This is a genomic window from Agrococcus phoenicis, from assembly GCF_047302415.1.
In the GTDB taxonomy this organism is placed as follows: Bacteria; Actinomycetota; Actinomycetes; order Actinomycetales; family Microbacteriaceae; genus Agrococcus.
In genome coordinates this window covers 47,410-69,867 of record NZ_CP154854.1, presented here as the reverse complement: position 1 = coordinate 69,867, position 22,458 = coordinate 47,410, and the positions used below count along the sequence as shown (strand labels likewise).

Annotated in this window: 25 protein-coding genes; 13 read left to right on the top strand and 12 right to left on the bottom strand. The window is 71.2% G+C overall.

The features are described 5' to 3' along the window. The 4 genes from AA0Z99_RS00405 to AA0Z99_RS00390 all read left to right on the top strand — a co-directional run bounded on the left by AA0Z99_RS00405 (window position 1) and on the right by AA0Z99_RS00390 (window position 3,072). Window positions 1-1,464: a TrkH family potassium uptake protein gene (locus AA0Z99_RS00405; RefSeq protein ID WP_413318410.1), complete on the top strand. Its 1,464-nt coding sequence runs from the start codon at window positions 1-3 to the stop codon at window positions 1,462-1,464. Window positions 1,465-1,489: 25 nt separating this feature from the next. Beyond that, the gene (locus tag AA0Z99_RS00400) at window positions 1,490-1,897 is read left to right on the top strand and encodes a hypothetical protein (protein ID WP_413318408.1); all 408 of its coding nucleotides are present in this window, start codon (window positions 1,490-1,492) and stop codon (window positions 1,895-1,897) included. Window positions 1,898-1,993: 96 nt separating this feature from the next. Then, entirely contained in the window at window positions 1,994-2,665 is a 672-nt protein-coding gene (locus AA0Z99_RS00395; protein ID WP_413318406.1) for a potassium channel family protein, read from the top strand. Then, window positions 2,662-3,072 (top strand): YchJ family protein, encoded by a 411-nt coding sequence (locus AA0Z99_RS00390; protein WP_413318404.1) that lies wholly within the window; start codon window positions 2,662-2,664, stop codon window positions 3,070-3,072. The genes AA0Z99_RS00395 and AA0Z99_RS00390 overlap by 4 nt, the downstream gene beginning before the upstream one ends. A 29-nt stretch (window positions 3,073-3,101) precedes the next feature. Here AA0Z99_RS00390 and proC read toward each other — a convergent pair whose 3' ends face one another. After that, window positions 3,102-3,932 carry a pyrroline-5-carboxylate reductase gene (gene proC, locus AA0Z99_RS00385; protein ID WP_413318402.1) on the bottom strand — a complete coding sequence of 277 codons (831 nt, stop codon included), beginning with the start codon at window positions 3,930-3,932 and terminating at the stop codon, window positions 3,102-3,104. Between the two features lie 79 nt (window positions 3,933-4,011). On the opposite strand from proC, the gene AA0Z99_RS00380 reads away from it, so the two are divergent. Further along, a complete protein-coding gene (locus AA0Z99_RS00380) occupies window positions 4,012-4,974 on the top strand; it encodes a cation diffusion facilitator family transporter (RefSeq protein WP_413318400.1) in 963 nt (320 codons plus the stop codon). A gap of 32 nt (window positions 4,975-5,006) precedes the next feature. Then, window positions 5,007-5,426 carry a hypothetical protein gene (locus tag AA0Z99_RS00375; protein ID WP_413318398.1) on the top strand — a complete coding sequence of 140 codons (420 nt, stop codon included), beginning with the start codon at window positions 5,007-5,009 and terminating at the stop codon, window positions 5,424-5,426. Window positions 5,427-5,499: 73 nt separating this feature from the next. Here AA0Z99_RS00375 and tadA read toward each other — a convergent pair whose 3' ends face one another. After that, window positions 5,500-5,961, bottom strand: coding sequence for a tRNA adenosine(34) deaminase TadA (tadA, locus tag AA0Z99_RS00370; RefSeq protein WP_413318396.1), 462 nt, complete (start codon window positions 5,959-5,961; stop codon window positions 5,500-5,502). 63 nt (window positions 5,962-6,024) lie between these two features. On the opposite strand from tadA, the gene upp reads away from it, so the two are divergent. Together upp and AA0Z99_RS00360 are read left to right on the top strand one after the other, a co-directional pair. Then, a complete protein-coding gene (upp, locus tag AA0Z99_RS00365; RefSeq protein WP_413318394.1) occupies window positions 6,025-6,663 on the top strand; it encodes a uracil phosphoribosyltransferase in 639 nt (212 codons plus the stop codon). A 422-nt stretch (window positions 6,664-7,085) separates the two neighbouring features. After that, entirely contained in the window at window positions 7,086-7,832 is a 747-nt protein-coding gene (locus tag AA0Z99_RS00360; protein WP_413318392.1) for a winged helix-turn-helix domain-containing protein, read from the top strand. A 219-nt stretch (window positions 7,833-8,051) separates the two neighbouring features. Here the strand turns inward: AA0Z99_RS00360 and AA0Z99_RS00355 are convergent, their stop codons facing one another. Next, window positions 8,052-8,810 (bottom strand): alpha/beta fold hydrolase, encoded by a 759-nt coding sequence (locus AA0Z99_RS00355; RefSeq protein ID WP_413318390.1) that lies wholly within the window; start codon window positions 8,808-8,810, stop codon window positions 8,052-8,054. Between the two features lie 90 nt (window positions 8,811-8,900). Between AA0Z99_RS00355 and AA0Z99_RS00350 the strand changes: the two genes are divergently transcribed. Together AA0Z99_RS00350 and AA0Z99_RS00345 are read left to right on the top strand one after the other, a co-directional pair. Next, window positions 8,901-9,590 (top strand): type 1 glutamine amidotransferase, encoded by a 690-nt coding sequence (locus AA0Z99_RS00350; RefSeq protein WP_413318388.1) that lies wholly within the window; start codon window positions 8,901-8,903, stop codon window positions 9,588-9,590. Window positions 9,591-9,617: 27 nt separating this feature from the next. Next, window positions 9,618-10,304, top strand: coding sequence for a Type 1 glutamine amidotransferase-like domain-containing protein (locus tag AA0Z99_RS00345; RefSeq protein WP_413318386.1), 687 nt, complete (start codon window positions 9,618-9,620; stop codon window positions 10,302-10,304). A 21-nt stretch (window positions 10,305-10,325) separates the two neighbouring features. Here AA0Z99_RS00345 and AA0Z99_RS00340 read toward each other — a convergent pair whose 3' ends face one another. From AA0Z99_RS00340 to AA0Z99_RS00325, 4 genes are read right to left on the bottom strand one after another with little or no spacing between them, the layout of a single operon-like run. Further along, window positions 10,326-11,243, bottom strand: coding sequence for an asparaginase (locus AA0Z99_RS00340; protein WP_413318384.1), 918 nt, complete (start codon window positions 11,241-11,243; stop codon window positions 10,326-10,328). Window positions 11,244-11,252: 9 nt separating this feature from the next. Continuing rightward, window positions 11,253-11,882, bottom strand: coding sequence for a methylated-DNA--[protein]-cysteine S-methyltransferase (locus AA0Z99_RS00335; RefSeq protein ID WP_413318382.1), 630 nt, complete (start codon window positions 11,880-11,882; stop codon window positions 11,253-11,255). Then, complete coding sequence (locus AA0Z99_RS00330) at window positions 11,875-12,354, bottom strand: RNA polymerase sigma factor (protein WP_413318380.1); 480 nt, start codon at window positions 12,352-12,354, stop codon at window positions 11,875-11,877. Before AA0Z99_RS00330 ends, AA0Z99_RS00335 begins: the two co-directional genes overlap by 8 nt. Further along, window positions 12,351-12,875, bottom strand: a complete 525-nt coding sequence (locus AA0Z99_RS00325) for a methylated-DNA--[protein]-cysteine S-methyltransferase (protein ID WP_413318378.1) — start codon at window positions 12,873-12,875, stop codon at window positions 12,351-12,353. Before AA0Z99_RS00325 ends, AA0Z99_RS00330 begins: the two co-directional genes overlap by 4 nt. A gap of 92 nt (window positions 12,876-12,967) precedes the next feature. On the opposite strand from AA0Z99_RS00325, the gene AA0Z99_RS00320 reads away from it, so the two are divergent. Together AA0Z99_RS00320 and AA0Z99_RS00315 are read left to right on the top strand one after the other, a co-directional pair. Then, complete coding sequence (locus tag AA0Z99_RS00320; protein WP_413318376.1) at window positions 12,968-13,513, top strand: histidine phosphatase family protein; 546 nt, start codon at window positions 12,968-12,970, stop codon at window positions 13,511-13,513. After that, a complete protein-coding gene (locus AA0Z99_RS00315) occupies window positions 13,510-14,853 on the top strand; it encodes an FAD-binding oxidoreductase (RefSeq protein WP_413318374.1) in 1,344 nt (447 codons plus the stop codon). Before AA0Z99_RS00320 ends, AA0Z99_RS00315 begins: the two co-directional genes overlap by 4 nt. A 79-nt stretch (window positions 14,854-14,932) precedes the next feature. Here the strand turns inward: AA0Z99_RS00315 and AA0Z99_RS00310 are convergent, their stop codons facing one another. Both AA0Z99_RS00310 and AA0Z99_RS00305 read right to left on the bottom strand, forming a co-directional pair. Further along, window positions 14,933-15,304 carry an FKBP-type peptidyl-prolyl cis-trans isomerase gene (locus AA0Z99_RS00310; RefSeq protein ID WP_413318372.1) on the bottom strand — a complete coding sequence of 124 codons (372 nt, stop codon included), beginning with the start codon at window positions 15,302-15,304 and terminating at the stop codon, window positions 14,933-14,935. A 55-nt stretch (window positions 15,305-15,359) separates the two neighbouring features. Then, window positions 15,360-17,069 carry a cation:proton antiporter gene (locus AA0Z99_RS00305; RefSeq protein ID WP_413318370.1) on the bottom strand — a complete coding sequence of 570 codons (1,710 nt, stop codon included), beginning with the start codon at window positions 17,067-17,069 and terminating at the stop codon, window positions 15,360-15,362. Window positions 17,070-17,171: 102 nt separating this feature from the next. Between AA0Z99_RS00305 and AA0Z99_RS00300 the strand changes: the two genes are divergently transcribed. Further along, complete coding sequence (locus tag AA0Z99_RS00300) at window positions 17,172-17,594, top strand: OsmC family peroxiredoxin (RefSeq protein WP_413318368.1); 423 nt, start codon at window positions 17,172-17,174, stop codon at window positions 17,592-17,594. 312 nt (window positions 17,595-17,906) lie between these two features. On the opposite strand, the gene AA0Z99_RS00295 is transcribed toward AA0Z99_RS00300, so the two are convergent. The 3 genes from AA0Z99_RS00295 to AA0Z99_RS00285 all read right to left on the bottom strand — a co-directional run bounded on the left by AA0Z99_RS00295 (window position 17,907) and on the right by AA0Z99_RS00285 (window position 22,184). Further along, entirely contained in the window at window positions 17,907-18,422 is a 516-nt protein-coding gene (locus AA0Z99_RS00295; protein ID WP_413318366.1) for a hypothetical protein, read from the bottom strand. Between the two features lie 472 nt (window positions 18,423-18,894). Continuing rightward, the gene (locus AA0Z99_RS00290) at window positions 18,895-20,580 is read right to left on the bottom strand and encodes a UvrD-helicase domain-containing protein (RefSeq protein ID WP_413318364.1); all 1,686 of its coding nucleotides are present in this window, start codon (window positions 20,578-20,580) and stop codon (window positions 18,895-18,897) included. Further along, window positions 20,577-22,184, bottom strand: coding sequence for an ATP-dependent nuclease (locus AA0Z99_RS00285; protein ID WP_413318362.1), 1,608 nt, complete (start codon window positions 22,182-22,184; stop codon window positions 20,577-20,579). The genes AA0Z99_RS00290 and AA0Z99_RS00285 overlap by 4 nt, the downstream gene beginning before the upstream one ends. Window positions 22,185-22,458 lie beyond the last annotated feature (274 nt).

Genomic DNA, 22,458 nt, shown 5'->3' with positions numbered 1-22,458 from the left:
ATGCGGCGCTCGCAGCATCGGGAGGCGCGTCAGGTGGCGGAGCGGCAGTCCCTCAGCGCTCGGGAGACGCTCGCGCTGGCGCGCGATCGGCTGGAGGCGTTCACCACCGCGTACCCCGCCCGCTTCGCGATCTTCGTCTTCGCGGCGCTGAACATCGTCTGCATGCTGCTGCTGATGACCCCGCTCGCCGCGGCCGACGGGAGGGCGACCTCGGCCGTCGACGCGTTCTTCCAGGCGGTGAGCGTCGTGTGCGTCACGGGCCTGACCGTGGTCGACATGGCGACCCACTGGAGCCCCTTCGGCAACGCCGTGGTGCTCATCGGGGTCGAGGTGGGCGGCATCGGCGTGCTGACGCTCGCCTCGCTGCTCGGCATGACGGTGGCCCGCAGGCTCGGGCTGCGCCAGCGCCTCATGGCCGCCAGCGACAGCAACCCCTCGCGCGTGCGCAAGGGAGTCGTGAAGGAGGGGCAGGCGATCCGCCTCGGCGAGGTGGGCGGGCTGCTGCGCACCGTCGCGCTCTCGGTGCTCGTGTTCGAGGCGGTGCTGATCGTCCTGCTGTTCCCTCGCCTGCTGCTGGCCGGCAAGGATCCCCTGACCGCGCTCTACGAGGCGACCTACTGGGCCATCATGGCGTTCACGAACTCGGGCTTCGTGCCGACGGTCGAGGGGCTCGAGCCCTTCGCGACCGACCCGTGGTTCCTCATCGTGCTGATGCTGGGCGTCTTCATCGGCTCGCTCGGCTTCCCCGTCTACTTCGTGCTGCTGCGGCACCTCAGCCACCCGCGGCAGTGGTCGCTGCACGTGAAGATGACGATCTCGGTGTCGATCATGCTGTTCCTCGCCGGCGGCCTGGCGTACCTGGTGCTCGAGTGGGGCAACGAGGACTCGTGGGGCACGCGCGACTTCGGGCAGCAGATCCTGCACGCCTTCTTCCTCTCGTCGATGGCGCGCTCCGGCGGGTTCGCGGTCGACGACCTCGGCCTGCTGCACAACTCGAGCCTGCTCGTGACCGACATGCTCATGTTCGTCGGCGGCGGCTCCGCGTCGACGGCCGGCGGCATCAAGGTGACGACGCTCGCGATCCTCTTCCTCGCCGCGGTCGCCGAGGCACGCGGCCGCAAGTCGATGGAGGCGTTCGGTCGCCGCATCCCCTCCGACGTGCTGCGCCTGGCGGTCTCGGTCACCCTGTGGAGCGCGACGATCATCGCGACCGTCACGGTCGTGCTGCTCGAGATCACCGGTGCGCCGCTGTCGTTCGTGCTCTTCGACGTCATCAGTGCCTTCGGCACCGTCGGGCTCTCGACCGGCTTCACGCACTCGGGCCTCGAGGACCCGGCGAAGGTGATCCTCGCGCTGACGATGTTCGCCGGGCGCATCGGCAGCGTGACGCTCGCCGCAGCCCTCGCTGCCAGCCAGCGCACGCAGCTGTTCACGCGCCCCGAGGAGCGACCCATCGTCGGCTGAGCCGCCGCCCGCGTAGGCTCGCCGCATGACAGCGACCGTCACCCGGCCCCTCGCCGTCGCCCTCGTCGGCGGCCTCGTCGCGATCGGACTGACGGCCTGCGCGCCCTCGGCATCGTTCTCCGTGCTCGATCGCGAGGCCTCGGCGGGCGACGCGGTGCCCGCCGAGCTCGGTGGCGACGACTTCGGCGACGCCGACCCCGACTCCGCTCGCTTCGTCGGCGAGCACGGCGACGCGCAGCTGTGGCTGATGCGCGGCGGCGAGTCGCCCGTCTGCCTGCTCGTCTACGTCGACGCGGCCGACTGGGGCCACGCTTGCGGTGCGGCGCCCGTGGGCCTCGACATCGGCATCGGCTGGTTCGAGGTCGTGGCCGACGGCCAGGCCGCACCGGAGGGGTCCGTCCAGATCAGCGAGAACGTCTACGCCCGAGGGTGACCGCGAGACGGCCAGTGCCGCCCGACTGCGGCACGCGGGTCGCACCCCGGATTCGGTGGGGCGCCGAGGAGGGCCGTCGGACGTAGGGTGGTGCCCATGGTTGACAGGATCCCCCACGACGCCCCCGTGCTCGTGATCGGCCTGGGGCGCTTCGGCGCCGCCACCGCCGGACAGCTCGCGCGCCTCGACCGAGAGGTCCTCGCGATCGACGGCGACATCAACCTCGTGCAGAAGTGGTCGGAGCGGCTCACCCACACCGTGCAGGCCGACGCGCGCTCGATCGACGCGCTCAAGCAGCTCGGCGCGCAGGACTTCTCGATCGCCGTCTGCGCCGTCGGCTCCTCGATCGAGGCCTCGGTGCTGATCGTCGCGAACCTCGTCGACCTCGGCGTGCCGCAGATCTGGGCGAAGGCGATCAGCCAGTCGCACGGCAAGATCCTCAGCCGCATCGGCGCGAACCACGTGATCTACCCCGAGGCCGAGGCCGGCGAGCGCGTCGCCCACCTGGTCTCGGGCCGGATGCTCGACTACATCCAGTTCGACGACCGCTTCGCGATCGTGAAGATGTACCCGCCGAAGCACATCCGCGGCGTCACGCTCGCCGAGTCGAAGATCCGCTCGAAGTACAACCTGACGGTGGTCGGCGTGAAGAGCCCCGGCGGCGAGTTCACCTACGCCACCCCGGAGACGGTGGTCTCGAACCACGACCTCATCATCGTCTCGGGCGAGCAGAACGACATCGAGCGCTTCGCCAGCGTCGGCTCATGAGCAGCCCCTCCCCGCAGCCGGCGCTCGCCGACACCGACCGCTGCCCGTGCGGCACCGGGCTGCCCTTCGGCGAGTGCTGCGCGCCGATCCACCGCGGCGAGCGGCAGGCCGCGACAGCCGAGGCGCTCATGCGCTCCCGCTTCACGGCCTACGCCGTCGGCGACGTCGACTGGCTGCTCGCCTCCTGGCACGCCTCGACCCGGCCGCGCTCGCTCGAGCTCGACCCGGGCATCCGCTGGTTGCGCCTCGACGTGCTCGGCACGACCGGCGGCGGGCCCTTCGACCGCGAGGGCACCGTCTCCTTCGCCTCGCACTGGCTGGCTGACGGCAGCCGAGGCTCGATGCGCGAGCACAGCCGGTTCCGGCGCGACGCCGGGTGGCAGTACGTCGACGGCGACTCCCTCTAGGAAGCCCGCCAGGTCGGCCGCTCGCCTCCTCAGCCGGCGGCCAGCTCCTCGGCCCGCGCGAGCGCTGCGGCCGTCGCCCGGTCGAAGATGCCGCCCAGGTCGGCCGCCTGCAGCACCCCCACGGCCTGCTCGGTCGTGCCCTTCGGACTCGTGACGCGCCGCCGCAGCTCTGCGGGCGAGGCGCCCGTCTGATCCGCAGCGAGCAGCTCGGTGGCTCCGCGGAAGGTGCCCTGCACCATCGTCGCCGCCTGCTCCGCCGTGAAGCCCATGCGCTCTGCGGCCTTCGTGAGCTCTTCGATCAGCAGGAAGACGTATGCGGGGCCGGAGCCGGAGATGGTCGAGAGCGCGTCGATCTGCGACTCGTCGAGCACGATCACGTCGCCCACCGCCTCGAACACGCGGGCCACGAGGGCGACGTCCTCGTCGGTGGCCCGGCTGCCCCCGGCGACGCCCGTCACGCCGAGGCCGACGGTCGAGGGGGTGTTGGGCATCGCCCGCACGACGGCGACGGATGCCGGCAGCGCGGCCTCGATGGAGGCGGTCGTCGTGCCCGCGGCGATCGAGACGACCACCGCATCCGACGCGAGGTGGGGAGCGATCTCGCGCGCGAGGTCGACGATGCCGACGGGCTTGACGCCCAGCACGACGAGCTTCGCGCCCGCCACCGCGCGAGCGTTGCCGTCGGGCTCGTCGGCGAGCGCGATCGACTCGACGCCGTCGAGCTGGATCGCGGCGGCCTTCTCGGCGGTGCGGTTCGTCACTGCGACGCGCTCGGCACCGTGGCGCACGAGCCCGTGGAGGATCGCGCCGCCCATCGAGCCGACGCCGAGCATGGCGATGGGAGGGAGGAGATCGGTCATGCCGGCCAGGCTATCTGCGCTGCTCGCCGCGCGTGGCGAGGGCACCGGTCGGCTGCGCCGCGAGCGTAGACTTCCCGCCGTGAGCGCATCCCACGGAACGAAGGCAGTCGTCGCGGCATTCCTGGCCAACACCGGCATCGCCATCACCAAGTTCATCGCCTGGTTCTTCTCGGGCTCGGCGTCGATGCTCGCCGAGGCCATCCACTCCGTCGCAGACGCCGGCAACCAGCTGCTCCTCCTGCTCGGCGGGCGGCTGGCGAAGAAGCAGGCCGACCAGGAGCACCCCTTCGGCTACGGCCGCGAGCGCTACGTCTGGGCCTTCATCGTGGCGCTCGTGCTCTTCTCGGTAGGTGGTCTCTTCTCGATCTTCGAGGGCATCTCGAAGATCCAGGACCCGCACGAGCTCGAGATCATCTGGCTCCCGCTCCTCGTGCTCGGCATCGCGATCGTGCTGGAGAGCTTCTCCTTCCGCACGGCCATCAAGGAGTCCAACAAGGTGCGCGGCAAGGCCGGGTGGTGGCAGTTCATCCGCCGCTCGAAGAGCCCCGAGCTGCCCGTGATCCTGCTCGAGGACCTCGCCGCGCTCGTCGGACTGGTCTTCGCCTTCGTCGCCGTCGGCCTCACCGCGCTGACGGGCAACCCGCTGTTCGACGCGATCGGCACGCTGTTCATCGGCGTGCTGCTGATCGCCGTCGCGGCGATACTCGCCGTCGAGATGAAGTCGCTGCTGATCGGCGAGGGCGCGACGAACGAGGATCGCGCTCGCGTGCAGCGCGTGCTGAACGGGAACCCGGGCGTGGAGGCCGTCATCCACATGAAGACGCTCTACCTCGGCCCGGACGAGCTGATGATCGCGGCGAAGGTCGCCTTCCCGCCGCACTCCGACATCGAGCACATCGCGACGACCATCAACGCCCTCGAGGCCAGCCTGCGCGACGAGGTCGAGCATGCGCGGGTGATCTACATCGAGCCCGACCTGTACCTGGCGAAGCCCGAGATCGCACCCTCCACCGACCACATCGTCATCCAGTCCGGCAACTAACGCCGCGAGGGGCTGTTGTGTAGGCTGACTACATGGACTTCCTGCACTCGCTCCTCGTCGCGGCACACCTGATCGGCGCTTCGCTGCTGGTCGGCACCTTCTTCGTGCAGATGCGCGCGAAGACGGGCTTCCACTTCCCCATCATGCTGACGGGGGCGTCGATCCAGCTCGCCTCGGGCATCGCGCTCTACGGCCTCGCGATGACCGGCGAGGGCGAGCCGAACCACATGAAGCTCGGCATCAAGGCCCTCATCGCCCTGATCGTGTTCGTCGCTGCGCTGCTCGGCTTCCTGCGCAGCCGCGCGATCCAGCACGAGAAGGCGGGCCTGCGGCAGGGCGGTGCGGTCTCGGTCGGGAACCTCGAGCTGCCGGAGCGCCGCGTCAAGACCTTCTTCCACATCGCGGGCGGCCTGGCGCTCGTCAACCTGCTCATCGCGGCCCTCTGGCAGTAGGCCCGTCGGCCGACCGGCTCCGCGGCAGCGCGAGGCCTCGGCTCGGGCGGCCACCTGACCGGCAGGCCGAGGCTCAGCGGCGGCCGGCGAAGAAGGCGCGCAGCTGCGCTTCAGCCTCGCCCGCGAGCACGCCCGCGACGACCTCGACGCGGTGCGGCAGCCGCCGCTCGCGCAGCACGTCGATCACGCTGCCCGCAGCGCCCGCCTTCTCATCCCACGCGCCGAAGACGACGCGACCGATCCGGCTCGCGAGGATCGCCCCCGCGCACATGACGCACGGCTCGAGCGTGACGACGAGCGCGCACCCGTCGAGCCGCCACGTGCCGAGCCGGGCAGCGGCCTCGCGCAGCGCGACGACCTCGGCATGCGCGGTCGGGTCGTGCAGGGCCTCGCGCTCGTTGCGGCCGGTGCCGATGACGGTGCCGGATGCGTCGACCACCACGGCGCCGACCGGCACGTCGTGCGTGGCCTCGGCCGCGAGGGCCTGCGCGAGCGCCTCGCGCATGTGCGCCTCGTCGCGCGCAGCTGGCCGCATCCGATCTCCTCGCGCTGGTCCTCGACGCTCGACGCACCGCGTGCGCCCACTACCCTGAACCCTATGCGAGTCCATGTCGCCGACCACCCGCTCATCACCCACAAGCTGACCGTGCTGCGGGATGCGGCTACGCCCTCCCCCACGTTCCGCGCCCTGGTGGGCGAGCTGATGACGCTGCTGGCCTACGAGGCCACCCGCAACGTGCGCGTGACCCCGAAGGAGATCCAGACCCCCGTCACGACCACGACGGGCGTCGCGATCGCCGAGCCGCGTCCGCTCGTGGTGCCGATCCTGCGCGCCGGGCTCGGCATGCTCGATGGCATGACCGCGCTCGTGCCCACCGCCGAGGTCGGCTTCCTGGGCATGGCGCGCAACGAGACGACCCTCGAGCCGACCACCTATGCCGAGCGCCTGCCCGACGACCTGAGCGACCGACAGTGCTTCGTGCTCGACCCGATGCTCGCCACGGGCGGTTCGCTCTCCGGCGCGATGCAGTTCCTCTTCGACCGCGGCGCCGTCGACGTCACGGCGATCTGCCTGCTGGGGACCCCCGAGGGCCTCGAGCGCGTCGAGCGCGACATGGCCGGCCACGACGTCACGATCGTGCTGGGAGCCCTGGACGAGCGCCTGGACGAGCGCGGCTTCATCGTGCCGGGCCTCGGCGACGCCGGCGACCGGCTGTACGGCACCGTCGGGCACTGACCGGCGACCGCGCGCGTCGGACCGTCGACGGCATCGATCGGATGCGCGCCTGCGCGCGCCTGCGTCACACTTCGTCACATCGTCGCGATGTTTGACATCTCGCGCGAGGAGCCGCGATACTGACACGCATGACGACCACCTCCCGCCCCCAGTCCGTCCTCGCGACGAACGGGTCGAACGGCATGATGATGCCGAAGGTCGCCATGCGTCGAATGTGTGCTTGAGCACAGCTCGCACCGCCTGACCGCTCCGACGAGGAGTCGCTGACGCTCTCGCGTCGCATCCTCCGGGCTTGAGCAGCCCCTGGAGCGGTCCCCGAACCAGCACCGGTTCGCACACGACTGATCGACACCCACGTCGACGGCTGCATCATCCGTGCCTCTCGGCACGCCAGCCGACGACGGCACGCCGGAAGGCCCCTCATGACCATCACCGCCCTCAGCACCCGCACCCGTCGCCCCTCCTTCGAGCAGCCCGCCGCTCGCGGCGCGAACGCCCTCGCCCGTCGAGTCGCGACCCTCCCGTCCCCCGCTCCGCAGCCGCATCCGGCCGCAGCCCGTCCTGCCGCTCCCAGCCCGGTGCGCGCCGTGCCCGAGGGCACTGAGGCACGCGGCTTCGTGCTCTACGTCGGGCTCGGCGAAGACGCAGCGGCGGCTGACCAGATCGAGCTGGCCCGACTCGTCGGCGAGCTGCGCGCGCTCACGACACGGCTGGCGCCCAGCGCGCAGACGCACGCCGCCGTGGCCCTCGCCCCCTCGGGCTCCGGGGGCCGCGACGTCGAGGTCGTGCGGCGCGCGCTCGGCGATCCCGCCGTGCAGCAGCCCGCGCCCGAGGTCGAGCAGGGCATCGTCATCGACCTGACCCGCAAGCGCGTCGCGATCGGCGACGACATCGCGCCGCTCACCTACCGCGAGTTCGAGCTGCTGCAGCACATCGTGCTGCGCGAGGGCTCGACGGTGGGCCGCTGCGACATCATCGACGCGCTCTGGCACGACGACGCCGACGACCGCCCCAACGAGCGCACGATCGACGTGCACGTGCGGCGACTGCGCGCGAAGCTCGGCGGCTACGCCGAGATCATCCGCACGGTGCGCGGAGCCGGCTATCGCTTCGACCGCCACGCCGACGTCACGGTGCTCGCGAGCGGCCCGAGCCCCGATCGCTTCTGAGCGGCACCGCCGGCCGAGGGCCACAGCCAAATCACAGCCGGTGCTGGGCTCGTTCGTTACCGATCCGTTATACATTCGACGCACGTTGATCGTAGTGCTGTGGCGGTCAGCGGAAGCGAAGGCCAACGCCTCGCTTGGTGCAAGGGACTGGGGCCGGCCGAGAGAACTCGGTCGGCCCTGCACCATGTCTGGGGCCGTCAGCGAGCGGCCCGGCCGCCGTCAGGCCAGGTGCTCCGCCAGGAACGCGGCGGCGCGCCGCCGGAAGGTGCCGGAGGTCGGCGCGTTCACGTGGTTGCGCCCGGGGATCGGCTCGAACCGTCCGTCGGGCAGGATCGGCACGAGCGTCTCCGTGTCGCTCGCGCGCGCATCCTCGGCGCCCGTCATGAGCAGCGTCGGCACCGCCGGCGGCGCCTCCTCCGGGTCGAACAGGGTCGCCGACACCTCCCCCGCCAAGGTCACGAGCGTGGCGGGGTCGTGCTCGGGGAAGACCCTCGCGAGATCCACGATGAAGGACTCCATCGGGCCGGGCTCGGCCTCGCCCGCGAGCGCTCGATGCGCCAGCTCGAGGTCGAAGCGCTGGAAGGGGTCGCCCGCCGGCAGGCCGCCGAGCACGAGCGCGCGGAACGCGTGCGGCCGAGTGCCCGCGTGACGCCACAGCAGCCGCGCACCCATCGAGTAGCCGATCGCGCCCGGCGCCTCGTCGAGCGCGAGCTGCTCGAGGACGGCGTCGACGTCGTCGACGAAGCGCTGCACGTCGTAGCCGGTCGTCGGGCGATCGCTGTCGCCGTGCCCGCGCAGATCCATCGCGATGCCCCGCAGACCCGCGCCCGCGAGCGCCTCGCCCCACCGCGTGTCGATCCAGTTGCGCTGCGCGTTGGAGGAGAAGCCGTGGATCAGCAGCACCGGCCGGCCGTCAGGATCCCCCAGCTCGTGCAGCGCGATCCGCACGGCATCGGGCGCCATCGCGAAGACGGTCATGCGGTGGCCGCCGCGGTGTGGGATCCCGCTCGGGCGTCGAGCTCTGCTGCATGCATGGCTCTAGGCTATGCGTCGAGAGAGAGGGCCCCGGTGCCGCGTTCCGTCCTGTTCATCAAGCACATCGAGTACGAGACGGGCGGCCACGCCACCACGATGCTGTCGCACCTGCCGACGCGGGAGGCCGTCTTCGCGACCGAGCTGCCGAGCCTCGACGAGCTCGCCGGCGTCGTGATCCTCGGCGGCCAGATGAGCGCCGCCGACGTCGACGCGTTTCCCTCGCTGCAGCACAGCGCCGACCTCGCACTCCGCGCGATCGACGCCGAGATCCCCGTGCTCGGCCTCTGCCTCGGCCACCAGATCATCGGCCGCGCACTCGGCGGCGAGCACCGCGAGGGGGCCGTGGACTCGGTCGGGGTCGTCGACATCGAGCTGCTCGAGCCCGATCCGTGGCTCGGCGACCACGTCGGTCGCGTCGGCGCGATGCGGTGGAACAGCGACGTCGTCTCGCTGCCCCCTGGCGCCACGCTGGTCGCGCGCAGCGAGAGCGTCGAGAACGACGCCTTCCGCTACGGCTCCGCCCTCGGCCTGCAGTTCCACCTCGAGGCCGACGACCGCGTGATGCGCCTCTGGGACTCCGTCGCGACCCCCACGCTCTCCCAGCTGCGGGGTGCGGATGCGGTGGCGCGGTGGCGCGAGCACCTCACCACCGATCCGACGCTGCTGGGTGTCGTGGAGCGCGGCTTCCGCGCCTTCGCGAGCGCGTGCCAGCAGCGGCTCTGACCCGGCACCGACCCTCCGGAGGGCGACATGAGGCTCCTGCTCACCTCGATGGGCGTCACGAACGCCAGCATCGCCGACGCGCTGGTCGACCTCCTCGGCAAGCCGATCGCCGAGTCGAGCGCGCTCATCATCCCGACGGCCGCCCATCCCTTCCCGGGAGGCGCCGGCATGGTGTGGGAGGCGGTCGCGGGTCGCGCACCGGGCCCGCTGGCGGAGCTGGGGTGGAAGTCGCTGGGCGTGCTCGAGCTCACCGCGCTGCCCACCATCCGGCCCGAGAGCTGGGTGCCCGCGGTGCGCGACGCCGACGCGCTGCTGGTGTGGGGCGGCGACGTGCTCTACCTGTGCCACTGGCTGCGGCAGTCCGGTCTCGCCGACCTGCTCCCCTCGCTCGACGCCACCGTCTACGTGGGCGTGAGCGCCGGCAGCATCGCCCTCGCGGCACGCAACCCGGATGCGGCGTTCGACCTCCAGTTCGTGCCCGACGGCAGCGCCATGGCCGAGGAGGCCGACCAGACGCTCGGCCTGGTGGACTTCGCGCTCTTCCCGCACCTCGTGCCCGACGGCACCCCGGGCGCGACCCTCTCCGCCATCCAGCGGTGGGCCGACGGCATCCCGAGCCCGACGTACGCCATCGACGACGCGACGGCGATCACCGTCGTCGACGGCGAGGTGCGAGTCGTCTCCGAGGGCGACTGGCACCTGCTGCAGCCCTAGCCCGCAGCTGCTGACGCCGCCTCAGATCGCGACGCGCAGCCGGCCGACCGGCTCGTCGGCGCTCAGCTGCAGCAGCCCGAGCGGCTGCGCGAGCCGGTCGAGCGTGCCCGCGGGGATCGCGCCGGCGCGCTCCAGCAGCGCGAGCGCCACGGGTGCGCCAGCCCGACGCGCCCCATCCGCCGTCTTGACGACCGCGGTGGTGCCGTCGGGGGCGACCATCGCCTGGGTGCCCTCCGCCCCGAACTTCGTCGCGCATCCGGTCGCCTCGATCACGACCGCATCGGGCTTGCCCGTGCCGTCGATGAGGGTGGGATGCGCGCGCATCGCGTCGCCGACCACCCGGTGCGCACCGACGCCGTCGGGCGCGAGGCGGCGGAACGCGCGCGCGAGGCCCACGGGCGTGGTCGGGAAGACCACCGCGCCGCAGCCGTCGTGCGCGAGCCCGTCGATGCGCTCGCCCGTCGCGCTGGCAAGCCCATCGCGCAGCAGCGCGGTCAGCGGGTGGTCGTCGCGCCAGTAGCCCTCCGCTGCGCCGAGCGCCCTGGCAGCCGCCGCGAGCCCGATGTGCTTGCCGGAGCACATGTGCGCGAACCGACGCTGGGTGCCGTCAGGAGCGCGCATGGGGGTGCATCGCAGGCCCTCCTCGTCGACGCCGTGCAGGGCCGCCATCTGCCGCGCCGCGTCGAGGTGCTGCTGCTCGGCGTGATGGCTGGCGCTCGCGAGCGCCGCGTGGGCGGGCTCGAGCTCGAGCAGACCGGCGTCGATCAGCGTCGCGGCATACAGCGGCTTGAGGCTGCTGCGGGCGAGGAACGGCCGACCGACGTCGCCGTGCGCCTCGACGACGGTGCCGCTCGGATCGATGACCACCGCGACGCCGCGGTGCTGGGATTCGTCGAAGCCGTCGCGCTCGACGACGGCCAGGAGCTCGGTGGTGGGCATGCCTCCACGCTAGCCGGAGGCGCGAGCGGCCTCGACGCCGAGCAGCAGCTGCTTCGCCGCGGATCCGCCCGCGTACTGCCCGATGCCGCCGTCGCTGCGCACCACCCGATGGCACGGGATGGCGATCGGCAGCGGGTTCTTGCGACAGGCGGTGCCGACCGCGCGCACGGCGGCGGGCGAGCCGACCGACTGCGCGACCTGGGCGTAGCTGCGGGTCTCGCCGTACGGGATCTGCCGCAGCTGCTCGACGACCCGGCGGCCGAAGCCTCGGGCCAGCGCGAGGTCGAGCGCGCCGTCGTAGGCGCTCGCCTCCCCCGCGATGAGCCGCTCGAGGCCGCGCGCCGCGTCGTCGAGGAGCGCGGGCGCCTCGAGCACGCGCGGGCTGAGCGTCGTCGCGAGGCGCCCGAGCGTGGCATCGGGAGCATCGCCGTCGAACGTCACCGAGACGAGTCCGGCGGGCGTGGCCGCGAGCAGCAGGGTGCCGAGCTCGGTGTCGAGCCTGCGATAGCCGACGTCCAGCAGCTGCTGCGCCGCGGCGCGCGCCGCCAACCCGGCGCGCAGCGCTTCGAGCGGCGGGTCGGGCAGGCTCCACGGCCCGAGCGGGCTGAATGAGCCGGGCAGGTCGAGGTGCTCAGCCACCCTCGCCTCCCAGCAGCGCGCGGAGCCGGCGCATGCCGTCGGAGGAGGCGCGACGCGCCGCATCCGCCGTCCCGTCGATCGCAGCGGCGACCTCGGCGAAGGGCAGGCCGCCCAGGTGGTGCAGCACCACCGCCTCCCGCTGCCGTGGCGTCAGCTGGGCGAGGGCGCGCGCGAGGTCGAGGTCGCGCGCGTGCCCGGGCACGGTCGAATCGGGGGCTGCGCGATCGGGCACCTCGCCGACGACGAGCCGCGAGGCGCGCCGCAGCACGTCGATCGACTTGCGGTGCGCGATCGTCACGAGCCACCCCTCGATGCTCGCGTCGTGCGCCAGGCGCGGGTAGGCCTCGAGCGCCGCGAGGAAGGTCTCGCTCCACGCGTCGTCTGCGTCGGCCTCCGGCAGCAGCGCTCGGCAGACGCGCCAGACCCTCGTGCCGTGCTGCGCGACGATCGCGTCGAACGGAGCACGGGTCACGCGACCGAATCTAGCCCGCTGGAGGGCCCGCCGGGGTCGCCGAGGTCGAGCGAGGCGCCGATCTCGAGGTCGAGCAGGAAGCGCTTGCGCTCGACGCCGCCGGCGTAGCCGGTGAGCGCACCGCTCGCCCCGACGACGCGGTGGCACGGCACCACGATCGACAGCGGGTTGCGGCTGTTCGCGAGGCCGACCGCGCGCACCGCCGTCGGCTGGCCGATGCGCGCGGCGATCCACCCGTAGGTGCGCGTCTGGCCGTAGGGGATCTCGCGGAGCGCGCTCCACACCCGCTGCTGGAACGCGGATCCGGCGGGCGCCAGTTGGAGGTCGAAGGCCGTGCGCTCCCCCGACCAGTACTCGCCGAGCTGCGCCACGGCATCCCCGAACGCGTCGTCGTCGCGCTCGCCGAACGCGGCCTCGTCGGGGGCGGGCCGGTGGTCGAGCATGAACAGGCCGCTGAGTCCCGCCTCGCGGCGGACGAGCGTGAGCGGGCCGATGGGGCTCTCGATGGTGGTGTGCGTCATGGTCGTCTTCCTCTCATACTCTGCCAACGCGCGGGGCGGGTCAGATGTGAGGCTGTGGATCGCGCGCGCCTGCGCCGCCGTAGGCTCGGAGCATGGAGATCGCGCTCGTCCGCCACGGCCAGACCGACTACAACCGCGACGGCCGCATGCAGGGCTCGAGCGACATCCCGCTGAACGAGACCGGCATCGCGCAGGCGCTCACCGCCGCGCGGCTGCTCGCGGACGAGCGATGGGATGCGGTGGTGTCGTCGACGCTGCAGCGCGCGATGGTCACCGCCGATATCATCGCCGCCGAGCTCGGGCTCGACGTCGCCGGCCGCTACGCCAGCCTCATCGAGCGCTCCTACGGCGAGGCGGAGGGCCTCACCAAGGAGGAGGCCGTCGCCCGCTTCGGCGACGACTGGCCGGGCGAGGAGGCCTTCGAGGATCTGCAGCGGCGCGCGGTGGCGGCGGTCGACGAGGTGGCCGCCGCGAACCCCGTGGGAAGCCTGGTGATCGTGGCGCACGGCACCCTCATCCGCGCGTTCGCCGATCGGGTCACGGGCGTCGAGACGGAGACGCCTGCCAACGCGCACTCGGTGCGGTTCGCCGGGCTGCCGGGCGCGTGGCGGCTCGTCGACGGGCTGGTGCTGCGGTGAGCCTGGAGGCACTGCGGGCCGCGCTGCCCGAGGGCGTGCTGGTCGTCGACCCCGCTGCGCTCGAGATCGCTCGCGCCGACAAGTCCGGGCACCGCTCGGCATCCGCGCCGCTCGCGATCGTCGAGGCGCGGGCGCCCGAGCACGTGCAGGCAGCGATGCGCTGGGCGAGCGAGTACGGCGTGCCGGTCGTGCCGCGCGCCGCCGGCACGGGGCTCGCGGGCGGCGCGATCGCCAGCGGCGGCGAGCTCGTCGTCTCGGTCGACGCGATGCGGCGCGTGCTCGACGTCTCGCTCATCGATCAGTCCTGCGTCGTCGAGCCGGGCATCCGCAACGCCGAGCTCAACGAGATCCTCGCGACCCACGGGCTCTGGTGGCCGCCGGATCCGGCCAGCCGCGCCATCTCGACCGTCGGCGGCAACATCGCCACGAACGCCGGCGGGCTGCTGTGCGCGAAGTACGGCGTCACGCGCGAGTGGGTGCTGGCGCTCGACGTCGTGCTCGCCGACGGCAGCCGCATCTCGACCGGTCACCGCACGGTCAAGGGCGTGACGGGGCTCGACCTCACCGCGCTCATGATCGGCTCCGAGGGCACGCTGGGCATCGTCGTCGGCGCGACCCTCAAGCTGCGACCGCTCGTCGATGGCCCGGTGTGGACGGTGGGGGCGTTCTTCGACGACGAGAGCACCGCTGCTGCCGCGTGCACCGCCGTGACCGCCTCGCGCATCCGCCCCGCCATCATGGAGCTCGTCGGGCGCGACGCGGTCTCGATGCTCGCCGCCTACACGGGCCGCCCCATGGAGGGCGCCTTCGTGCTCGTGCAGACCGACGACCTCGGGGCCGAGGCGACCTCGGAGACCGTGGCCGAGATCCTCGTCGCGCACGGCGGCCGGGTCGAGCGCACCGACGACCTGAGCGAGTCGGATGCCCTGGTGCAGGTGCGCCGGCAGGTGCACTTCGCGCTCGAGTCGTTCGGGACGGTGCTCGTCGAGGACGTCTCGGTGCCGCGATCCCGGCTGGCCGAGATGTTCGCCGCCTGCCACGAGGCCGCAGCCCGGCACGGCGTGCGGCTCGCGGTGACGGCGCATGCTGGCGACGGCAACCTGCACCCGACCTTCGTCTTCGACGGTCCGGAGCCGAGCGAGGCGATCTGGGCGTGCGCGAACGACGTGTTCGCGGCGGGCATCGCTCTCGGCGGCACGCTGACCGGTGAGCACGGGGTGGGCATCCTGAAGCGACGATGGCTCGTGGATGAGCTGGGCGAGCGTCAGCTGGCGCTGCAGCGGGCGGTGAAGGCGGCCTTCGACCCGCTCGGCATCCTGAACCCCGGCAAGGCGCTCTGAGGCTCCGGACGCTGGACCGGCCAGGCGGTCTCACGTCGCCCCACCGGGCTCCGCCGACCGCCTGGCCGGTCGGGGGTCATCAGCGGACGGCGACCAGGTCGCAGACGAAGATGAGCGTCTCGTTCGGGCCGATGACGCCGCCGGCGCCGCGCTCGCCGTAGGCCAGGTGCGGCGGGATCACGAGCTTGCGACGCCCGCCGACGCGCATGCCCTCGATGCCCTGCTCCCAGCCGGCGATCACCATGCCGACGCCGAGCGGGAACTCGAGCGGCGCGCCGCGCCCGTAGGAGGCGTCGAACTCCTCGCCGCCGGAGTGGGTCACACCCACGTAGTGCACGCTCACCTGCGAGCCCTGCACGGCCTCCTCGCCGTCGCCGACGGTGATGTCGGTGATCTCCAGCTCGGTCGGTGCGGGCCCCTCGGGGGCGTCGATCTCAGGCTTCTCAGTCATGCCTCAATCCTCGCACGCCCGCTGCTGGGCGCTCGGTGCGGCGAGCGCGACCGCGTCAGTGCTCGTCCTCGTCGGCCTGCAGGCCGATCTCCTCGCGGTCGATGATGCGCTGCACCGTGCCGACCGTCTTCGAGTCGAATCGCCCCGAGCGCCGCACGTGATCGAGCCACAGGCGCTCCGCCTCGACGGCGAGGTGGCGCAGGCGCGCGATCTGCGCGACATCGGTGGAGGCGTCGTCCGGGTCGACCTCGGCGACGTGCGCCGCCCACGCGCGACGGGAGCGCATCCGCTCGCCCGCGGCCTCCACGAGCGCGCGGTCGATGCCCTGCTGCTCGGCGGAGCGCTCCATCGCCTCGATGCCCGCCTCGATCGTCTCCCCGAGCAGCTCGTCGAGCTCGAGCCGGTGGCGCTCGGCGCCGTCATGGGTGAGCCGCAGCGCCCGCACGAGCCAGGCGAGCGTGCCGCCCTGCACGAGCAGGGTGACGATCGCCACGACGAAGGCGACCAGCACCAACTCTGCGCGCATCGGCACATCGGCGGGCAGCGTCTGCACGGCCGCCACGGTGACGACGCCGCGCATGCCTGCCCATCCGATCGCGAGCATGTCCCGCCAGCCGAGCCGCTGGTCGTCGAGCGCCTCGATGTCATGCCCGCGCATCGCGTGGAGCCGCCGCAGCCTGGTGGCGCGCTTCGACCCCGCCTCGGCCTGCTCGAGCTTGCGCCCGAGGCGCGCGTGCTCGCGTCGACGGTTGCGCGCGGCGCTCCGCAGCCACCACATGAGCGGCGGCATCGAGGCGAGTCGCACCGCCAGCAGCACCGCGCACAGCAGCAGCCCGACGAGCACCACGTTCACCAGGTGGCGCTCCCCCGCGCCGACCGCGTCCATGATCACCAGCAGCTGCATGCCCATGGTCAGGAAGACGCCGTTCTCGACGATCACCGAGAAGGTCGCCCATGTGGCGCGCTCCTGCGCGCGCCTCGTGGCGCGGATCCGCACCTGGCTGCGGTTGCCGATCACGAGGCCGGTGATCACGACGGCGACGATCCCCGAGCCGTGCAGCGACTCGGCCGCCAGGAACGCGAGGAAGGGCGTGGCGAGCGAGATCGCCGTGTCGATCGCGCGGTCGTTGGCGAGCTGGCGGATGCGCACGGTCGCGGTGCCGACGACGGCGCCGACCACGACGGCGACGACGACGGCGAGGACGAAGTCGCCCAGGAGCGGGCCCGCATCGATCTCGGAGTCGCCGACCTGCACGATCGCGGTGACCGCGGTGCTGAGCAGCACGAGCGCCGTGGCGTCGTTGATGAGGCCCTCGCCCTCGAGGATCGTCACGACGCGCGGTGGCAGGCCGAGGCGCTTGCCGAGCGCCGTGGCGGCGACGGCATCCGGAGGCGCGACCACGGCGCCGAGGGCGAGCGCGGCGGCGAAGCCGATCACCGGCCACAGCGACTGCAGCACGAGCGCGACCGCGAGGGCGCTCACGCCGACGAGCAGCACCGCGAGGGAGCCGATCACGCGCAGGTTGCGGCGGAAGTCGACCGCCGGCACCTTGAGCGCCGCCGTGTAGAGCAGCGGCGGCAGGATGATGGTGAGGAAGACCTCGGGCGGGACCTCGATCTCCGGCACGCCGGGGATGAGCGAGATGCCGGCGCCGAGCACCACGAGCAGCAGCGGCGCGGCGACGCCGATGCGATTGGCGATGGTGGCGACGGCCCCGACGATGAGGATGCCGATCACGACCACCAGGGTCACTTCCGTGGTCACGCCGTGCATCCTCGGATCGTATCCACCTGCGCATCCCGAGGTTGCCGCCGTAGCCTGAGCGCGTCGGCCCGGAACCGTGCCGACGCGACACAAGGAGGAACCATGGCCATCACCTCGAACGCCAGCGCGACCTGGAACGGCGACCTCGCCTCGGGCAGCGGCACGGCGGAGCTCGCCTCCGGATCGAGCTTCGACCTCACGTGGAAGGCACGCGCGGAGGAGGGCGGATCGGTGACGCCCGAGGAGCTCATCGCCGGGGCGCACGCCTCGTGCTTCTCGATGGCGCTCTCGCACACCCTCTCCCAGGCTGGCCACACCGCGGAGTCCCTGGCGACCTCCGCCAAGGTCTCGTTCGTCGCGGGCACCGGCATCACGGGCAGCGCGCTGACGGTGAGCGGCCGCGTGCCCGGGATCGACCAGGCGCAGTTCGCCGACTTCGCCGAGCAGGCCAAGGCGGGATGCCCCGTCTCGCAGGCGCTCGCCGGGGTCGAGATCACGCTCGAGTCAGCGTTGCTTGAGGTCTAACTTGCGTTTCGCGCAATGTTCGCCCTAGCCGCCGGGTGCAATTCCGGGCTATAAACAGAGTTGACAGACTTTCCAACTCAACGAAGGAGCATCATGAAGCTCAACAAGCCCGGCCGCCGCGGTGACGATTTCATCATCATGGGCGACCTCGTCATCACCGGAGACGACTTCATCATCATGGGTGGCGGCGACGACTGACCGACGCCAGCACGAACCCGAAGCCGCGGCCCCGACACCTCCGTCGGGTCGCGGCTTCGGCGTTCCCGGGGCTCGGAGTGCGGCAGACCCCGGGCGCGGTGCGCGCGTGCGGCGCTAGCGCTGGCGAGCCACCGCCCACGCCTCGGTGACGCCCTCCCCGGCGGCGAGGGTCAGCTGCACCGGACCCTCCGCGGGCAGCTCGTAGGTGAACGGATCGGCGCGGGCCTGCTCGCACTCGATGGTGCCCTCGAGGAGCGTCGTGCCGGAATCGCCGACCGAGGCGCTCAGCAGCGAGAAGCTCACGGATTCGCCCCCGGTGCACTGCCCGTCGATGGACAGGACCCCGCCCGCCTCCAGCGGGGCGCGGACGTCTGACGTCGTGGTGGGCACGCCGTCGACGATCGCGAAGCGAGCCCTTGCGAGCTCGCCCTCGACCGTCGCCGGCTCGGCGTAGTCGACGCTCTCGCCGCTGCTGCTGGGGATCGGCGAGCGCGAAGGTGAGGGTGAGGGCTCTGCCGGTGGCGTCGACGCGGACGACGAGGGCTCGGGCGGCTCCACCGAAGTGCATCCGGCGCAGACCGCGCCGAGGGCGAGGGCGGTGATGATCGCGGTCCTCCGTGCAGCGCTCATCACTGCACGCTAGCAAGCCGCCCGCGGCGTGGCCCTGACCGCCGCCGCTGCACAGGGGGCCGCGACGAGCTGAGCCTGAGCGGAGGACAACCCCGTGACGCCCGACCGGTCGCGGATGGAGGGAAGGGCCAGCCACTCGCGACCGGGGCGACGGCTGTCGCGCGGAGCGAGGCCGAGCATGCAAGAACCCCCGGCCAGACTCTCGTCTGACCGGGGGTTCTTCATCTTCACTGTCTCAACACAGTGCGCGCCCGGAGGGATTCGAACCCCCAACCTTCTGATCCGGAACCTACGGCGGAGCGCGCCCATTTCCGCCTGAACGTGCCCGTCCGCCGGCTGCCTACTTCACTGACGTCCCCCCACGTCCTTGGGCGCCTCTACGTTTCTGGACGGGTTCTTGGACGCACCTTGGAAGTATCACCTGCCTTAGCGCTATCTCACGGACTCGGATACTTCCTTGACGCGGAACTCGTCAGTGTGCGTTGCGGGGCGTTCGCGACTCAGGCTGCACGTGGTTTTGAAGATGCGACTCGACATCCTCGGGGGAGGTGTACTGAGCCTTGATCTGCGGCCACCATCGACTCTCGGCCACGGCTCTGGGCCCGTACCAGCCCTCGCTCGCGCGAGTTCTCGTCACGATCAATCCGTGGCGAGCTCGAGAGAGCATGACCAGCAGGACCCTCTGCTCTTCATTCAGCGCGTCACCGTGGCTATTGCGCTTCCCCGGCAAGTGTCCCTCCTCGAGGCCAACCACGAACGCCCAGTCGAACTGCTGGCCCTTTCCGGTGTGGGCGTTGAGCAGATGGACTCCCGGGCCGACCGCCTGCTTGGCATCGGCCGTCCGCATGGATCTGACGGCGGTTCGGGCGGTCGTTGCCTCGCTCCGCTCAAGGGTGTCGAACGCGTCGTCGACGAGCTCCCTCGCGTCAACGTCAGCAGGGTTTATCGAGTTGAGGACAGCGAGCCGCGCGTCGGCGACCGCGGCACCCCGCGGAAGCGCAGCGACCGTCGTCTGGATCAGAGCCACGGTCGCAGGGTCCTCGATCGCGAGCTCCCACCTGCGCACTGGAATGTCCGTCATGTCGGCGAAGGCGGCGTCAATGGACTTCCTCCGCCATCCGGCCCTGGCGATGATCCCGATGGAGGCCTCGGGCGAAACACCGTGGATCGATGTCGCCAGCCGAACCGCCAGCTCTGCCTCGGCCGCCTGGTCCTGGAGCACGAGCGCGGCGGAGCAGCCCCCACCGGGCCACTCGTCCGGCAGGGCGGCGACGAGACCCGACCCCGGGTCGATCTGCTCGCTGATCGAGCTGACCGTCTCGAGGACCATCGGCGAGGAGCGGAATGACTGATTCAGCCTGATCGGGTCGCCGCAGGTGCGCCTGACCAGCGCCTCGACCTCGACGGGCGCGGCACCTGCCCACGAGTAGATGCCCTGGAGCGGATCGCCTGCGAACGTGCGTCGTTCGCTGCAGCCGAGGACCGCGAGATCGAGCTGCTGCAGCGAGAGGTCCTGGAACTCGTCGACGATGACAGCGCCGAAGTGCGCCTGGTAGAGCCGCGCAACCGCTGGGATGCGGAGCAACCGCTGCGCGTGCCGAAGGAGGTCGTCGTAGTGGAGCTGGTTGGTCTCCTGCCGCGCGAGTTCGACCGCCAGCGCGAGTTCCGCGTCTCGGCCCGAATAGTGGTCGCGGATGGCTTGCAACACCTCGGCATCGGAGCGAGGTCCGCGCTTGACTTCGCCGAGCAGCGTGTCGATGGCGTACACCTCGGAACCGGTTCCGCCAGCCGCCTGGATCGCCCGCTTCGCGGTGCTCGTCTTCGGCATCCCGAGGTCGTCCATGCGCAGGCCGATGGTCCTGCCGTGCGCGAGGACGACCTGGGTGGCGAAGCCGTGGAAGTTGCGCACAACCATCTGCCGACGCGCTCGCGCCTGCCCCATCACCGAGCGCAGGCGCTCCTCGAGGTTCGCGCGGGCGCGCTTAGTGAAGGTCAGGGCGAGCACTCTCTGGTTCGGCTGCAGCGAGCCGATCTGGTGGGCGGCCCTGTGGGCCAGCACCTCGGTCTTCCCGCAGCCCGGAGGGGCGACGATCAGCAGATGGTCCCTCTCGGAGGTCGCCGCCGCCAGCTGCTCCTCGCTGAGCGCGAACCCCGTCATTGCCGGCTCAACTCGTCGAGCATTCGAACGAGCCTTGCCACGCTGCCGATCCTCTCGGCGCTGCCCGCGTCTAGCGCTTCCGATATGCAGGTCGCAGCTTCCACTTTACGATTGCCGCTTCGGCAGAACTTCGCGACCGCCTCGGCGGAAATGTCTTCGATGGCCTTAGCTTTGGACGCCTGGAGTATCCCCTGCTCCCGGCAGAGCCCACTGTCGACGAGGGCCTGCGCCGCGACTGGTCCGCCGAGCGCATTCGCGTACTCGTCTTCAAGGTCTTCCTTCGAGATGAAGACCTTCTTGTCGATGACGTTCTTGGGCTTTCCTCCGAAAGCCTGGACCCACGACGCGCTCTCCTTCTCGTCCACGAGGCCGAGCAGAGTCGGCCCGAATCCGTCGGGGCCGAGGAGAGGGAAGACATTTCTGAACTTGTCGGCCCCGTCCAACTCGACGACCACTGCTCCGAGCCGGTCGAGGTCGATCCCGAGTTCTTTGGCGACCGCCTCGACGATCACTCGGTCGGCGTCGCCCTCCACGAGGACGACGAACCTGGCCGTCAGCGCTTCCAGCAAGCGCGGCGACCACCAATGGGCTCGCACTTTCTCGACCTTCGACAGCTTTTCGTCGCCGATCTGGTGGCAATGCCCGTGCCGGTCCACCGAGATGACCTCGGCGGGCTCGAACCGGTGGAGGACGTACGGCGAGTGGGTGACGATGATCTTTTGGTTCCCTTCGCCGCTGAGGAGGTCGGCCGCCGTCCGCTGGCTCGTGGGATGGAGATGGATCTCCGGCTCGTCGATCGCCAGGACGTTCGCCGTGCCCTCGGCCAGGTCGAACAGCGTCATCGACATGAGCTGCCGAAGCCCGTCCGACTGCTCCATGAGCGACACCTGGCCATCGCCGCGGTTCAGGAAGATGGTCACGTCCTGGAGCACGTCGCTGGACGGGTCCGTGACGCTCCGGACTGCGAAGTCGTCCTTGACGACCGCGCGCGGCATCGCACGGCTGAGGTGGACAGCAACCCGGTCGAGGAGTTCCCCGACCGACTCGTTGCCCGCCAGCTCCTCGTTGAACTTTTCCAGGATGGTCTTCAGCCCGTCCTCGTTCGTGCCGAGGTCGGCAGCGTCCAGCAAAGTCCTGACCGGACTGTGCGCGCCCTCCATCATTGAGGCTCCCCGTGTCGCCTTGAGGTAGCGCCAGCCGAAGGCCTCGAGCTGCTCCCGGGTGGGGGCTCGTTCGTGGCCGCTCTCCGGGAACCACCGACGTATCGTCACGGCCTCGTCATCCTCGGGGTCCAGCTCCACGATCATCTGGACCCAGAGGTATTCGCTGGACTGATCCTCGGCGATACTGATCTCGGAGGGGAACGGCCGTCTGTTCTCGTTCGTAAAGTCGGTCCACATGGCATTGACGATGAGCTGCTGCTCGGGGTCCCTCAGATCCCCATGGGACAGAGCCTGGTACAGGCCCGCGGTGCTCGATCCCAGCAGCAGGTTGAGCATCCGAAGGATGGAAGACTTGCCGACGTCGTTCGCTCCCACGATGACGGCGTGCCGGCGCACGTCGAAGGCCAGGTCCTGGATCCGGCTGTGATTCGTGATCCCCAATCTTGACAGTCTCAAAGTGACCGCCCCCTTCCGCTGCTACCCAACTCGTATTGCCTTCATCGCTGCATGAATGATGCACTCCAGGAGCGACAGTTGCGGCTCACAGTCTCAACTCGAGCTCTCGCTGGGTGATCGTGACAGGTATGGTGCGTCATTCAATCTTTTGAGCGTCGCTAGATAGGAGCCCAGCCACATCCTCGCAGGAACACGACCTTGTCAGTGCAACGATCGCCTCCATCAATTCGACGCCGTCGAGTGCCGCCCCCTCAGCCAA

Excerpts from the sequence above, each read along its gene's own strand:
- AA0Z99_RS00390 (WP_413318404.1), top strand. The coding sequence starts at position 2,662 with ATGAGCAGCCCCTCCCCGCAGCCGGCGCTCGCCGACACCGACCGCTGC.
- AA0Z99_RS00395 (WP_413318406.1), top strand. The coding sequence starts at position 1,994 with ATGGTTGACAGGATCCCCCACGACGCCCCCGTGCTCGTGATCGGCCTG.
- AA0Z99_RS00345 (WP_413318386.1), top strand. The coding sequence starts at position 9,618 with ATGAGGCTCCTGCTCACCTCGATGGGCGTCACGAACGCCAGCATCGCC.
- proC (WP_413318402.1), bottom strand. The coding sequence starts at position 3,932 with ATGACCGATCTCCTCCCTCCCATCGCCATGCTCGGCGTCGGCTCGATG.
- AA0Z99_RS00310 (WP_413318372.1), bottom strand. The coding sequence starts at position 15,304 with ATGACTGAGAAGCCTGAGATCGACGCCCCCGAGGGGCCCGCACCGACC.
- AA0Z99_RS00300 (WP_413318368.1), top strand. The coding sequence starts at position 17,172 with ATGGCCATCACCTCGAACGCCAGCGCGACCTGGAACGGCGACCTCGCC.
- AA0Z99_RS00355 (WP_413318390.1), bottom strand. The coding sequence starts at position 8,810 with ATGACCGTCTTCGCGATGGCGCCCGATGCCGTGCGGATCGCGCTGCAC.
- AA0Z99_RS00360 (WP_413318392.1), top strand. The coding sequence starts at position 7,086 with ATGACCATCACCGCCCTCAGCACCCGCACCCGTCGCCCCTCCTTCGAG.
- AA0Z99_RS00320 (WP_413318376.1), top strand. The coding sequence starts at position 12,968 with ATGGAGATCGCGCTCGTCCGCCACGGCCAGACCGACTACAACCGCGAC.
- AA0Z99_RS00400 (WP_413318408.1), top strand. The coding sequence starts at position 1,490 with ATGACAGCGACCGTCACCCGGCCCCTCGCCGTCGCCCTCGTCGGCGGC.
- upp (WP_413318394.1), top strand. The coding sequence starts at position 6,025 with ATGCGAGTCCATGTCGCCGACCACCCGCTCATCACCCACAAGCTGACC.
- AA0Z99_RS00375 (WP_413318398.1), top strand. The coding sequence starts at position 5,007 with ATGGACTTCCTGCACTCGCTCCTCGTCGCGGCACACCTGATCGGCGCT.
- AA0Z99_RS00325 (WP_413318378.1), bottom strand. The coding sequence starts at position 12,875 with ATGACGCACACCACCATCGAGAGCCCCATCGGCCCGCTCACGCTCGTC.
- AA0Z99_RS00290 (WP_413318364.1), bottom strand. The coding sequence starts at position 20,580 with ATGACGGGGTTCGCGCTCAGCGAGGAGCAGCTGGCGGCGGCGACCTCC.
- AA0Z99_RS00405 (WP_413318410.1), top strand. The coding sequence starts at position 1 with ATGCGGCGCTCGCAGCATCGGGAGGCGCGTCAGGTGGCGGAGCGGCAG.
- tadA (WP_413318396.1), bottom strand. The coding sequence starts at position 5,961 with ATGCGGCCAGCTGCGCGCGACGAGGCGCACATGCGCGAGGCGCTCGCG.
- AA0Z99_RS00295 (WP_413318366.1), bottom strand. The coding sequence starts at position 18,422 with ATGAGCGCTGCACGGAGGACCGCGATCATCACCGCCCTCGCCCTCGGC.
- AA0Z99_RS00340 (WP_413318384.1), bottom strand. The coding sequence starts at position 11,243 with ATGCCCACCACCGAGCTCCTGGCCGTCGTCGAGCGCGACGGCTTCGAC.